At 39.5% G+C, this 13548-nt stretch carries 12 protein-coding genes; 6 read left to right on the top strand and 6 right to left on the bottom strand.

The window, feature by feature from the left end; translation table 11 throughout:
• Nucleotides 1-3: 3 nt before the first annotated feature.
• Entirely contained in the window at nucleotides 4-2157 is a 2154-nt protein-coding gene (locus tag LRM50_RS02505; protein WP_243809736.1) for a glycosyltransferase, read from the top strand.
• Here the strand turns inward: LRM50_RS02505 and LRM50_RS02500 are convergent.
• Together LRM50_RS02500 and LRM50_RS02495 are read right to left on the bottom strand one after the other, a co-directional pair.
• Nucleotides 2154-4817, bottom strand: a complete 2664-nt coding sequence (locus tag LRM50_RS02500) for a COG1361 family protein (RefSeq protein ID WP_243809735.1) — start codon at nucleotides 4815-4817, stop codon at nucleotides 2154-2156. The genes LRM50_RS02505 and LRM50_RS02500 overlap by 4 nt on opposite strands.
• Nucleotides 4814-5398: a hypothetical protein gene (locus tag LRM50_RS02495; RefSeq protein ID WP_243809734.1), complete on the bottom strand. Its 585-nt coding sequence runs from the start codon at nucleotides 5396-5398 to the stop codon at nucleotides 4814-4816. The genes LRM50_RS02500 and LRM50_RS02495 overlap by 4 nt, the downstream gene beginning before the upstream one ends.
• Nucleotides 5399-5491: 93 nt before the next feature.
• Here LRM50_RS02495 and LRM50_RS02490 point away from each other — a divergent pair, with 93 nt between their 5' ends.
• Nucleotides 5492-6475 (top strand): glycosyltransferase family 2 protein, encoded by a 984-nt coding sequence (locus LRM50_RS02490; RefSeq protein WP_243809733.1) that lies wholly within the window; start codon nucleotides 5492-5494, stop codon nucleotides 6473-6475.
• 25 nt (nucleotides 6476-6500) lie between these two features.
• On the opposite strand, the gene LRM50_RS02485 is transcribed toward LRM50_RS02490, so the two are convergent.
• Nucleotides 6501-7682 (bottom strand): ABC transporter ATP-binding protein, encoded by a 1182-nt coding sequence (locus tag LRM50_RS02485; protein ID WP_243809732.1) that lies wholly within the window; start codon nucleotides 7680-7682, stop codon nucleotides 6501-6503.
• On the bottom strand, nucleotides 7683-8477 hold the full coding sequence (locus tag LRM50_RS02480; RefSeq protein WP_243809731.1) for an ABC transporter permease: 795 nt from the start codon (nucleotides 8475-8477) through the stop codon (nucleotides 7683-7685).
• Between the two features lie 61 nt (nucleotides 8478-8538).
• Here LRM50_RS02480 and LRM50_RS02475 point away from each other — a divergent pair, with 61 nt between their 5' ends.
• Genes LRM50_RS02475 through LRM50_RS04080 form a run of 4 tightly spaced genes read left to right on the top strand, consistent with a single transcriptional unit; the run spans nucleotide 8539 to nucleotide 12180 of the window.
• Nucleotides 8539-9687, top strand: a complete 1149-nt coding sequence (locus LRM50_RS02475; protein ID WP_243809730.1) for a glycosyltransferase family 4 protein — start codon at nucleotides 8539-8541, stop codon at nucleotides 9685-9687.
• A gap of 3 nt (nucleotides 9688-9690) precedes the next feature.
• Nucleotides 9691-10824 (top strand): glycosyltransferase family 4 protein, encoded by a 1134-nt coding sequence (locus LRM50_RS02470; protein ID WP_243809729.1) that lies wholly within the window; start codon nucleotides 9691-9693, stop codon nucleotides 10822-10824.
• Nucleotides 10825-10826: 2 nt separating this feature from the next.
• Nucleotides 10827-11777, top strand: coding sequence for a glycosyltransferase family 2 protein (locus LRM50_RS02465; RefSeq protein ID WP_243809728.1), 951 nt, complete (start codon nucleotides 10827-10829; stop codon nucleotides 11775-11777).
• Nucleotides 11746-12180, top strand: coding sequence for a GtrA family protein (locus LRM50_RS04080; protein WP_243819523.1), 435 nt, complete (start codon nucleotides 11746-11748; stop codon nucleotides 12178-12180). The genes LRM50_RS02465 and LRM50_RS04080 overlap by 32 nt, the downstream gene beginning before the upstream one ends.
• Here LRM50_RS04080 and LRM50_RS02460 read toward each other — a convergent pair.
• Together LRM50_RS02460 and LRM50_RS02455 are read right to left on the bottom strand one after the other, a co-directional pair.
• A complete protein-coding gene (locus LRM50_RS02460) occupies nucleotides 12161-12622 on the bottom strand; it encodes a Jag family protein (protein WP_129636891.1) in 462 nt (153 codons plus the stop codon). The genes LRM50_RS04080 and LRM50_RS02460 overlap by 20 nt on opposite strands.
• Before the next feature lie 9 nt (nucleotides 12623-12631).
• Nucleotides 12632-13540, bottom strand: a complete 909-nt coding sequence (locus LRM50_RS02455) for a YidC/Oxa1 family membrane protein insertase (RefSeq protein WP_243809727.1) — start codon at nucleotides 13538-13540, stop codon at nucleotides 12632-12634.
• Nucleotides 13541-13548: the final 8 nt, after the last annotated feature.

The following is a 13548-nucleotide window of genomic DNA, read 5'->3' as shown; positions in this document are numbered from 1 at the left end:
ATTATGAATAAGAAAGATTGTGTATTGTCTATTATTATAACTGCCCACCGCGAGGGTCTTGTTGCGCATAAGACTATGAAATCAGTCGAGCGTGCTGTAAAAAAAATTGAGGAAGCGTCTATATCTTATGAAGTGATAGTTTCCATAGACAGAGGTGATGATCAGACTATTGATTATTTCAATAACTATACCGGCCTGCCTATACACATATATCAATGGGATCATGGAGATCTTTCAAGTTCGCGAAATAGCGCCATAAAAAAAGCGCATGGTCAATTTGTTTCTTTTATCGACGCCGATGATTTAATGAGCGAAAATTGGCTACATGACAGTGTTCAATTGCTATTAAAAAAACCTTACGGGAAATATGTTGCCCACAGCGCTTATACTATAGAATTCGAGGGCGCGGACTCTATTGTCCAAAAAACTGGCTACACCACTAAGGACCAAGATATCTTATTGAGCGTTCTATCTGGACGCTGGAATTCCGTTATCATCGCACCGATTACGCTTCTTAAAAAATTCCCGTATGCACCAAATAGCCCAGGATATGGATATGAAGACTGGTACTTAAGTTGTTGCTTGATTGAAAATGGCGTAAAAAATATTCTCATTCCACAAACAGCAATATTTGTACGTCGCAAGTCATCAGGATCAGAGTGGGCACGCCAAAAAGCTAGTCGATCATTACTGCACGCCCACTCAATATTTAAGCCGTCCAATTTTCGCTCTATAGACATCAACAAAATCCACGTTCCTCAATCAGAGCAACACCGTCAAACAAAAAACACAATCAAAGAATTAATCATAAGATCGCGCATACCGTTAGGATTGATCCGCCGACCCCTGGCTATAATACGCCGTGGACGTAGTACATTACTGAAACGACCAGCGCATTCACAAACTGCAGAATCTATACCAAAATGGCTGAAAACAGAATGGAAAGCTCTTCACTCAATAGAAAAAGAAATTTTTCCACCATCACCGCTACCAAGCACATACCACACAATCACCGACGATCATTATCGAGTTGGTCTTGCGTATTGGGAAATATGTAAGGAATTACGAAGTGACAGCTACGATTATGTCCTATTTGTACCCTGGCTTAAGAGAGGCGGCGCAGATTTATTTGCCATCAATTACGCAAACACCGCGTCTTCAATAGGAAAGAAAGTACTCGTTATCTCCACTAATGAAGTTCCTGCTGACTATTCAGAATGGAGGTCACAGCTAGATAAGAAAATAGATTTCTTACAATTTGGGACAATAACTCGGTTCTTTAGTATTGACCAAAAATACAGACTACTTGAACAATTGATCGAAAACACCAATGTTAAAACTTTACACATTCTTAATTCCGAGCTGGCTTATGATTTTGTGCGTGATCACGAAACATACATAAAAGCGACCAACAAGCGAGTAATAGCTACTGCATATAGTCAGAGTACTGATGAGACGGGACGAATTTTTGGATTTTCGCACAGTCATATACCACAGGTATATCAACTTCTTGATTTAATTACGACAGACAACGAAGCAGTAAAATCTATGTGGGTCAACGAATATGCTTACGACCCCAAAAAAATAATCGTACATCATCAACCGCTGACAAAAAATCATTATCCTGTAGTAGATGAATTACCGAATAGCCGTAGAATATTATGGGCTTCTCGACTGGCGCCAGAAAAATTGCCTAAATTAGTATCGGAAATTGCAGACCTTCTCCCTGAAGACGTTCATATAGATATGTACGGAGATCCTTCATCAGAGTTCCCTGCAAGTAGTCTATCACCGCATCCACGTGTTCATTATATCGGTGGATTTAACGGAGTAGCATCTCTGCCAGCTGAAAAATATGACGCTTTTCTATATACCTCACTTTTTGACGGTATGCCAAATACGCCAGTTGAAATAGCTTTGCGCGGACTGCCAATAGTTGCAGCTAGAGTTGGCGGACTTCCTGACTTTATAGGTGAAAACGGCTTTATAGTTGACGATATCACTAATCCAAAAGCATATGCGAAATGCATTAAGCAGACTCTGGATGATATAGAGTCATCGTTCAATAAAGCCAAAAACTTGCGGGAGAAAGCATCCCGCGAGTTCTCGGAAGATTCGTTTATAGGCGAAGTTAAGGGTATGTTCTCAAATAATTAAGGAAGAACCCTCATCTCAGCCTTCACCACCTCTTGTCCAGTTTCGAGAGGTGGTGTTTTGTAGTCTTGCCACCTTCTACCGTCAAATGTAGAGAAATATGCGTTATATGTACCTACTGGGAATGGACGAGTTGCTTTGAATTCTAACTCTTGATTTGACTGAATTGTTGATGGAGAAAGACACCCTAGATCGTAGTTTTGCCCACTTTGATTACGTAGGATTAGACAAGTGTACTCACTGGTTGTTATTGGTTGATTAGAGGAGTTTTTTAGTTTGAATGTAGTTGTGACTGAATCGCCAGAACGAGGGTTAGCGCTAGAGAATGTTATACCTTGAGTGAGTGTTAAGCTAGGGAGAACTGTGAAGGTGGCGCGAGAAGATTCCTTTCCTGTAAGTCCTGGAGGATAAGCCCCTTCGCGCCATACTCCATTGTCATAAAGCGAAAAGAACGCTTCATATTCACCAGGCTTATTAAACGTACGACTCAGAGAGAAGCTCGATTGACTCTTAGGTGGAATTCCGCCCGTAGGCAAACATCCTAAATCATAGTTACCACCCTGCCGCCTGCGAATGATGTAGCATAGCTGCTGATTATGATTAGATACACTAGAGCTAAGATTCTCTAACTTGAAAGTACCCGTTAGCTGCTCACCTACATGTGCAGTAGTGCTACTAATTGATAGTCCTTCAGAAAGAACGACGTCAGGAAGAACCCTCATCTCAGCCTTCACCACCTCTTGTCCAGTTTCGAGAGGTGGTGTTTTGTAGTCTTGCCACCTTCTACCGTCAAATGTAGAGAAATATGCGTTATATGTACCTACTGGGAATGGACGAGTTGCTTTGAATTCTAACTCTTGATTTGGCTGAATTGTTGATGGAGAAAGACATCCTAGGTCGTAGTTTTGCCCGCTTTGGTTACGTAGGATTAGGCAAGTGTACTCACTGGTTGTTATTGGTTGGTTAGAGGAGTTTTTTAGTTTGAATGTAGTTGTGACTGAATCGCCAGAGCGAGGGTTAGCGCTAGAGAATGTTATGCCTTGAGTGAGTGTTAAGCTAGGGAGAACTGTGAAGGTGGCGCGATTACCAGCACTGGCGTCCGTAGCTACAGGATACTGAGCTTCTGTCCACGTCCTACCACCGTCAAGAGTCCCGCTAATTCTTGCTCGATACAGTCCTTCTTCACGCGGTAAAAACTCTTTATTGTAATTGTATACAGCGCCTGGAGATAATTGATTAACCGTGTCAAAGACAACGTCAGCATTCTTTCCACTTGGACTTGTTATAGCTAAGCCAAAGTAACCAAGATCAACAGGTTTGGCACTATTATTTTTCACCTGAAAGCCCACGTTAACTGATTGATTTTTATGAATACGTGAAATCTGTGTCGTGACGGCAGACACTACCGTTGGAGGTGACTGAACAAATGTTGTTACTTCACGAACATTTCCCGCTGAAGATTCTGGATAATTGTCGCTCCACCCGCTACCATCACGATAATTACTGATCCAAAACTTATAATCACCTTCTTTATCTAATCTAGTGGACGCTCGATAAGTGTATGATTGCCACGGCTCAAGAATAACGCGCTGACTGCCAAAATCGTAATTATTCGAATTGCTATCCCGACCTGCAATTACCATCACACCTAAGTCGCGACGCTGATTAGTGGAATTACGAATAGTAAAAGATGCTGTTATTTCCATATTCGTAAACAATTTTGATCCGGTTTTTTCCGTCTTTATGGATAATGGCGAATCAATTTTGACAGAATTTAACGGAGAACCAAACCACTCATTGAAAAACCTCCAGAAGTTTCGATTGCCATAAGCTCCGCAATGTGCGGTTCCCGCGCCAGCATCCAAAGCCCCTTGATTCGGCTGATATGGCGTGTAGTTATACAGGCTTGCGGTCGCTTGGTTCTCAATATATACCCAACTTCCGCCACAAGATACATCTGGATTGTACTGGATGTAGTTGGTTCGACCCGCCTTGTAACGATATTCATTTGGTCTATTCGCATAAAGTCGTAGTTGGCGCGCAGCCATACGTAATTGGTTGTATAGCCCGGCATATTCGCTTGAACAATTTGCAGTATTTCCTGGACCGTTGTCCGGGCAAGCAAATCCCATAGCATATTTATATTGACTCTTTAAAGGCCACGAGTCGGTAAACAAAGACCCCTGTTCCTTCTTCAATATCACTAACATGACCTGTGGGTTAATGCCAAATTCTTTTGACACATTCCAAATAATTTGTGCAGTAGATAATCCACCACTAAACCAGCCGCCGCCTTTTTCAAATGAGGTTTCTTTAGTGTTTGGATTCTCGTGATAATTACGCAGACAAACATACGGCGGACCATGCCAGCCACGGTTAACGGCATATTGCGCTCGCGTGCCGCCACCATATTCAGACCGTCCAGTTCCCCATGTATCACAGGCAGGAGTATGGTCGTTTATAAAATTCTGGATATCTTGAACGCTAGCAAACGTATTTGTATCATAAAAAACATTATCATCAATAATCCTACCGGCATTCCAAGGAGATAGCGCTCCAGTCCTCGGCCAAAAAATAAACCCTAAGACAATAACACTCACCACAGCTAACGTGCAGCTGACATATTTTAATCTCGTCCACTTCGTACGTCTTATTTCAATCACCGCAAGCTCTCCTTACGGAATGACGGATTATTCGAAGATTCTCCTGTATACAATTTTGATGAATAACTCACCTTTACTGATATATCCGACCCTGATGGTAACTCTGACAATGACACCTCAATCATATGACAACTCGTCGAACTTGGACCAGCAAATGAACTAGATTTACGAGAAATACTTCCGCCAGCCCAATACAGTGTAAATTCACAACTACCACCGTTCTCGACAATGGAGTTAACCCCTCCATCAATCTGTAAATATTGCTTATCTGCACTCAATCCATATCCGCTCACAATTGGAACTACTGATTTTTTTGACTCTGACGACTGCTGATCTCCAGTATTAATTGATTTATCAGGACTATATCCGTCGCGTTTTTCGGGCTTCGTACTATTGTCGTCAACTTTCTTAGAGTCTTCTTTTTTATCTGTAGACTCTTTCACTACGGGATTATTAGCGTCAGTATTATTTTGTTGTGGCCTGTAAATATACGCAACTGTAGCACACACTACTAAAGCTAAAGCCAGCGTAGAGGCAAGTATAATTCTAGTTTTTTTCTTCATTTTTTGTTTGATTTTCACGATACAATCTCTCGTTTTATTTTATTGCTTATAATAATAACATTTCAGTAATAAGATTTCAACGCCGCTATAAAAAATGTTATAATATCACATATGGTAAAAAAGACTTCTGAAGATAAAACACCGCTAGTATCAATTATTACTGCAACTTATAACGATGAATTGTATATAGAAAATTCTATTCGCTCTGTTCTATCCCAGGACTTTACTGATTTTGAATATATTATCATAAACGACGGCTCCATTGATAATACAAAAAAAATCGTTCAGCGCCTTCAAAAAGAAGATAGTCGCATCCGCCTCATTAACCAGCAGAATAAGGGTCTCGTTGCTTCGCTTAATCGTGGCATAAATGAAGCCAAAGGAAAATATATCGCTCGAATAGACGGGGATGACGAATGGCTGCCTCATAAACTAAAAACTCAGGTTGATATGTTGGAAAATGATGACGAGTTGGTTCTCGTTGGCGGCGGCGCAGAAATCATTAACCAAGACAGCGTGCCTACTGGTTTTATTATTAACGTTACTCGTGACAAAGACATTCGGCTTGGTCTTTGTATTTTTAACCAATTCTGCCATTCGTCAGTAGTTTATCGTAAGCAGACAGCAATTGAGGCGGGGCTATATCCTAATACGTGTCCAGCCGAAGACTATGACCTGTTTAGTAGTTTTGCTAAATATGGCAAACTAGCTAACGTCGCTTATCCTATTTTTAGATATAGAATTAGCGATGGCAGCATATCAGCTCAAAGACGCGATGAACAAAATCTCCTTGCTAAAAAATTATCATATCGCAGTTGGGATATTATTTCCCCAAATGTTACATCTAGATCAGAAATCAAACAGTCTTTTAATTATTATATGAAAAGTTCTGTTACTGACGACTTTGGAATAAGCCTTAAACATGCGTATATATTTATACTAATGCGCGTCGGGTATCGTATGATTAAAAAAGGCAATGTTCTACAAGGATTGCATCAATTGTGGAATATAGCATCGACTGGACGAACTGCCGCCAGAATAGTTGTTAAATGGGGTCTTGATATTATTAAAATCAAGCTTCATCTATCAAAATAAATTAATAAATAGACTTTTCTCTATATTATTTCTTACTAGTATGCCACTTGCGCGGAATCATAGTTAAACCGCCAAATGAATGCTCGACTACGGAAAAATCATTCGTAATAATGAACTCTTCAGCACGGTACATCACGTCATATTTCACAGTACCGTTGTGGTTAAGTAGATTAACGTCAACATAATATGACCCTGGACCTAAATTCGCCTCGATATCAAGAGCTAATTTATTATCGCTAGGTAGTTCAGGAAATCCCTCTCTATTGGTAATAAAATTCGACACCAAATTGCTATCTTTACGATACAAATCCACCATAATAGCCTTAGTCTTATCATTATCCCATGACAAGTCAAGAGAAATTATTTCTCCTACTTTAAAGCTGCGGCGCTTCTTACCTGTTTTATCATATATGGCGGTTTTAATACTTTTACCTGTATATTGATGTTTTTGGTCTACATCTTTATCTATTACAGCTTGATTGAGCCTACTGTATTCATCCGCAACCTGCACTGGACTACCTTCTTTAATAATCTTGCCCTCGTGGATCAATACGGCTCGATTACAAAACTTTTTAACAGTATCCATATCATGCGTAACCAATATAACCGTTTGTTTACTGGACTTGTATTGTTCAAAAACATCTATACACTTGCGCTGAAAAGCTTCATCACCGACAGCCAATACTTCATCAAAAATCATAATATCATTGCGCGCTTTTATTGCTACTGAAAACGCCAAACGAACCTGCATACCCGATGAATAGTTCTTTAATTTCTGATCCATGAATGGCTCAAGTTCCGCAAACGAAACGATATCGTCATATATCAGTTCCATTTCCTTACGCGTAAATCCAAGTAGAGCACCATTCAAAAAAACATTATCTCTACCAGACAGCTCTGGATTAAACCCAACCCCCAACTCTATGAAAGGCGTCAATTTGCCATTTATTTCAATGCTTCCGCTCGTTGGCTGATAAACTCCAGCTAGCATCTTAAGCATAGTACTCTTACCTGAACCGTTTCGACCAACAACACCAAAAAAATCACCTTGATTTACATTAAAGCTAACGCCATCCAACACTTTCTGAACTGTCTTTTTATTCTTCTTAACAATGTTAACAAAGGCACTTTTGATACTAGAATTCTTTGACTGTGGAAGAATAAATTCCTTATGTATATCTTTTACTACAATTGCAGGTTTTGTCATTTAAATGTCCTCCGCGAAAAATCGTTGTCTACGCTGAAAATACCAACTTCCTAAACCAAACATCACAATAACTATAATGATTGGAATAAACCACAATAACGGATTATGAAAAGTCTGCCAAATAGTTTGAGACGCGGGATTGTTAGGCATTAAAGCGTGTCTGGCGTCTTGGATAATCTGCGTAATTGGATTTAAAAATGCAATCTTTTGTATGACTGACGGCATAGAAGTAACCGCAAAAATAATACCGCTCGCATAAAGTCCTGCCTGCAATAAGATTTCCCATATATAAGCAATATCGCGAAATATCACATAAAGAGCAGAAAGTAGCAAGGACAATCCAACGGACAATATAAATAGCTCAGCTATCGCCGGAATAAGCAGCAACCACGAAAAAGTAGGAAATAAACCACTAAGAAATGCAAAAAGTATCACCACTATCATTCCTAAGCCGAGGTTAATAAGTGCAGACACACTGCTTGCAATAACCAGAAGATGTCGCGGAATTGCCACTTTGCGGATCAACTGCCCATTATCAACAACTGAACGCGTGCCTATCATAGTAGCCTCAGAGAAAAAGTTCCACAACACAATTCCCATTAGCAGCCAAACACCATAAGATTCAATACCTTTACTACCCTGAGGAAATGCATATGTAAACAACACATACAAAATACCAAACATAAACATAGGTTTTAAGAGAGACCAAACATATCCTAAAACTGAACTTTGGTATCTGACCTTAAAATCGGTACTGACTATTGCGCGTAAAATCGCCTCATTTTCTTTATTCACAAGAATACGCATCTCCTTACGATTATATCAAATTGCATAAAAAAGATATATACTCTATAGTATGAGTGCTTTACGAATCGTCTTAGTACGCAACGCCGCATCTTATGATTTCGGCGGGGGCGAGCGTTTTCCTATCTTCCTAGCAAAAGAACTACAAAAATTAGGACATTTTCCAATAATTCTAAGTCACCATAAAAAGTTGCGTAATTACGCTGAACACGAAAACATTCCACACTATCGATCTTGGTGGTGGTCTAAACAAAATTGGAGCGGAAAAAATACTCTGCTCGTACCGTTTTATATATTGTGGCAATTATTGCTGACTATATATTACGCCATTCAATTTAGTAGATTTAAAGTGGACGTTGTGCACTTGCAAAGTAAAGATGATTTCATAGCTGGATCTATTGCTGGAAAACTTGTTGGTGCTAAAGTGATTTGGACTGACCATGCCGATCTCAAACATGTCTGGAAAAATCTCTGCGTAAAATATAAGAATCCAACAGGTAAACTGGTTGCATGGTCAGCTCGCTTTGCCGATGCCATAACCGCAGTCAGTAAAAGTGAGCAAACCCTTATTTCCAATAATCTACCTGCAAACTCACCAATTCGCAATAAAATAATCGTTATTTACAATGGAGTTGAAGATCAAAAGCAAAAATACGAATCGCCTAAGAATACGACATTTACTTTCTGCATATCTGGTCGCCTTGTTATAGACAAAGGTATCAGAGAAGCGATTACTGCCTTTAAAGAATTTAACGCTACGTATAAAAATTCACAATTAGTATTTATCGGCGACGGCCCTGATCGATTACAATTTGAGAAACAAGCCAAGAGGCTGCCCGTTACTTTTTATGGATATAAGACAAATCCCCTACCTTATGTCGCATCCGCTGATGTATATCTACACCCAACATATCATGAGGGATTTAGCGTTTCCTTAATCGAAGCTAGTATGTTAGGGCTGCCTATCATAGCGACCAATGTTGGTGGCAATCCAGAAATTATTCACAATAATAAAACGGGACTTCTCATTCCCTCTAAGGACGCAGCGGCATTACGGGATTCTATGAAAAAATTATATGAAGACAATAAGCTCAGAATCAGTTTATCTACGGCAGCTCGACAACAATATTTAGACCTATTCGTATTTCATAACATAGTGAAGACGCAATTTATTCCTATATACGAAAATGGTATACTTTAATATATGAAGATTCGTATTGAAACCGCTGCATTAACTGCCCCAAATATATCTGGAGTGGGTCACTACACACGAATGCTCACTAACAGCCTAGCTACCTATTCTCCATCAAATACGGAAATATCAGCATTTTACTTTAATTTTCTTAGCAAGCATAAAGACCCCGAATTAAATAAAGCCGTCAAGCACGAAAAACATATTTTTATGCCGCAGCGCTTGTTCACAAAACTTCAAAGTTACAATATTCCGCTACCGTATGATCTATTTTCCCCTCGCGTAGACGTATCAATATTTCCAAATTTTGATCTATGGACAACAGTAAAATCCTCCATCTCCGCCGTAGTTATTCACGACCTTGGATATTTATATTTTCCTGAGACTATCGAGCAACGCAACTTGGCGCATCTTAGGAGATGCGTTCCTCGCTCTGCCAAAAAAGCCGATATAATCATTACAGTTTCAGAGTCAATCAAATCAGAGATTATCGCCGAGTACAAAGTCCCCGCATCAAAAATTGTTGTAACGCCTATACCAGCAGACCCAATCTATCGCCAACCTAGCACAATAGACGTCGCGACCAAATACAAATTACCAACCAAACGATATATTTTTTCAATCGGCAATTTAGAGCCGCGCAAAGACTTACCGACAATGATATCCGCTTTTCGATCACTACCGAAGGAAATTCGCGAGAAATATTCCCTAGTTCTAGCGGGCGGAAAAGGATGGAAAACGGAATCCACTGAACGCGCCATAAAGGAAGCTCAAGCTGCAGGAGAAAATGTTATACGTCCAGGATACATACCTCAAGAAGACGTTCCTGCATTCTATCAACAAGCTGACCTTTTCTGTATGAGCTCTATCTATGAAGGTTTTGGAATGCCTATCGTCGAAGCCTTAACGAGCGGAACTCCTGTTGTCGCCTCAGACATTCCAGTATTGCGTGAAGCTGGAGGCGATGCTATTTTGTACGCTCAACCCAAAAATCCTGAAGATTTTGCTGAAAAGATTTTATCTATATTATCCAATCCGAATAGCCGTAAAGAAATGAGTGATCGTATGCAAGCACAGGTGCAAAGAATTTCATGGGAAAAGAATGTAGACACCTTAATGAAATCATTTGAAGAAGCTTTGAAATAATTATGAAAACCATCACCCTTCTCGTCCCAGTCTACAACGAAGAATCCGTTTTGCCGAAATTATTTAAGCGCTTGGACGAATTTACAAAAAACACACCCAATTATCAATTCGAATTTCTCTTCATAAACGACGGCAGCACCGATAAATCTTTTTCAATCATAACCGAGCAATCGAAAAAAGATTCTCGAATTAGCTACATAAATCTATCACGAAACTTCGGCAAGGAAATTGCCATGATAGCTGGAATTGACCACGTAAAAAGTGACGCTCTGGTGATTATCGATGCAGATTTACAAGACCCGCCAGAGCTCATCCAGGAAATGATTTCGTATTGGGAAAATGGTTACGATGACGTCTATGCTCGCCGCAACAATCGACAAGGCGAAACCTGGCTGAAGAAAAAAACTAGCCAATGGTATTACAGAATATTGCAAAAATCAACCAATATTCCCATTCAAGTCGATACTGGAGATTTTCGCTTGTTGGATCGCCGATGCATTGAGGCTTTGCAAAAATTCCGCGAATCTCAGCGCAACACAAAAGCAATTTTCAGCTGGATTGGATATAAGAAAAAAGAGATATTTTATAATCGTGATCCCAGATTAGCTGGTCAAACCAAGTGGAATTACCGAAAACTACTCAATTTGGCAATCGACGGAATTACCAGCTTTACTACCGCGCCGCTACGAATGGCAACTATTTTCGGCTTCATTATTTCGCTTATTGCTTTCATTTGGATTATATATCTTTTAGTTCGCCCTTTGTTCGGAGTTTCTACTGGAGCTGGCTATTCTTCCTTAATGGCAGTCATCCTGTTTCTCGGCGGAGTTCAGTTATTATCTCTGGGTATAATTGGCGAATACGTGGGACGGATATTTATTGAAACAAAAAACAGACCATTATATTTAATAGAGGAGTATCATGCAGGAAATATTAAAAAAACACGCCGATAAATTCAGGTTTCTTATCGTTGGCAGTACTAATACAGTACTAGATTTTGGCATACTTTTTAGCCTAACAATCTTCTTAAATATCCCAAAAGAGTTTGCTAATTTTATATCAACATTCGTTGCCTTTTTGTTCTCATTTTTTGCAAATAAAAAATACACTTTCAAGTCAACATCCCAAAACTTGAAAAAACAATTTCTTTTATTCGCTGCAGTTACACTATTTGGTTTATGGGTAATTCAGACAATTATTATTGCTATTATTACACCGATATTCATAAACTTCGGATTAAATAAATCACTTGCTCTATTAATTAGCAAGCTAGCCGCCACAGTAGTCAGCCTCGTCTGGAATTACGTTCTATACTCCAGAATAGTCTTTAAAGACACTAAGAACTCTTCTGACTAATAATTAGCCGTCGTTCGCGACCTTCACCTTCAGAATGCGTATCAATATCGCTATATTCACCAGCCAAGTGATGCACCGTCCAACGATCAGCAGCATTCAAATCCACCACCTTTGACTCGCCAGTTCGTCGAACTTCCTCAATCCAGCCACGCGCCTTTTCGGCAATTTTTTCAGCGTGCTGCTTTTTATAGTCCGCAATATCCAAATTCACCCGAACAGTTGACGCTTCTTTATGATGAAGCGCTGTCGACAAAAGATTCTGAATACTACGCAATGTTTCCGCATTTCTACCAATTAAAATACTACTTCGCTCACTATGTGGAATTGAAGCTACAACAATTCCATCTTCGATTTTTACCGAAACTTCCAGATTCAAGTCAAAGAATGTTAGCAAATCCTCTAAATATTTTTTTACAAATTCAACCGTTTCAATTTGGTCCATAAATCCTCCTTAATCCTTAGCCTTGATCCGAGTTATCCTGGCCTCTGTAGCCTTTTTAACACGTTTGTCAATTTTTGTCGATGCTTTAGATTTTTTATCTGCAATTTCTTGCATTTCTTTAGAGTCTTGCTTGAAGATGATATAGTTCTGGAGATATCCCACGGCGCTGGCTGTTGTCAAATAAAGCGCCAAAGCCGCTGGCAAATACACAATCACGAAGAACATCATTACTGGCATAAATTTCATCATTTTTCGCGTCATAATAGCATTTACTTCTGCCTGATCTGCTTCTTTTCCATCGCCAGCCTCAGCTAAAATGTCACGCAATTTACGATTGCTGTCAGATTGAGGCGACAATTGTTTTGAAGTTAAATATTGCAAATATGCCGCAACTGCTGCCAAAATAACCAAGCCAACAACAATACCATTCTTTGATATCGCGTGTTGTGTCAAATCTATAATTCCCAGGAAATTCTGATTAAATTGATCTGGATTATTTACTAGATTATTAGCAACCGGCAGATTTTTCATAAAATCATAAACATATTTTCCTAAGTCGGCGCGGCTAGAAACGAAAATCTGCACCACTCGATACATTGCAATCAAAATTGGCAGCTGAATAATCATAACGCCAATTGAGCCAAAAGCGCTGACGTTGTGTTTTTTATAAAGCTCCACCATCGCTAAGTTGCGCATTTGTGGATTTTTTGCGTACTGTTTTTTGATCTTCACCAACTCTGGCTGCATTTTACGCATGGCCTTTGCTTGATGAAGTTGCTTTTTAATCAGCGGCCAAAGTAAAAGTCTTACAATGATCGTAAAGATAATAACGCTAACACCAAAATCCGGAATCAGACTATAAATAGCCATTAGCAAATTTAAAATCGGTCGAACAATAAACTCATCAAAAAAACTCATGTCTTAAT

The sequence above is a fragment of the Candidatus Nanosynbacter sp. TM7-053 genome, from assembly GCF_022828375.1.
GTDB lineage: Bacteria > Patescibacteriota > Saccharimonadia > Saccharimonadales > Saccharimonadaceae > Nanosynbacter.
This window is presented reverse-complemented; position numbering and strand designations above follow the sequence as displayed.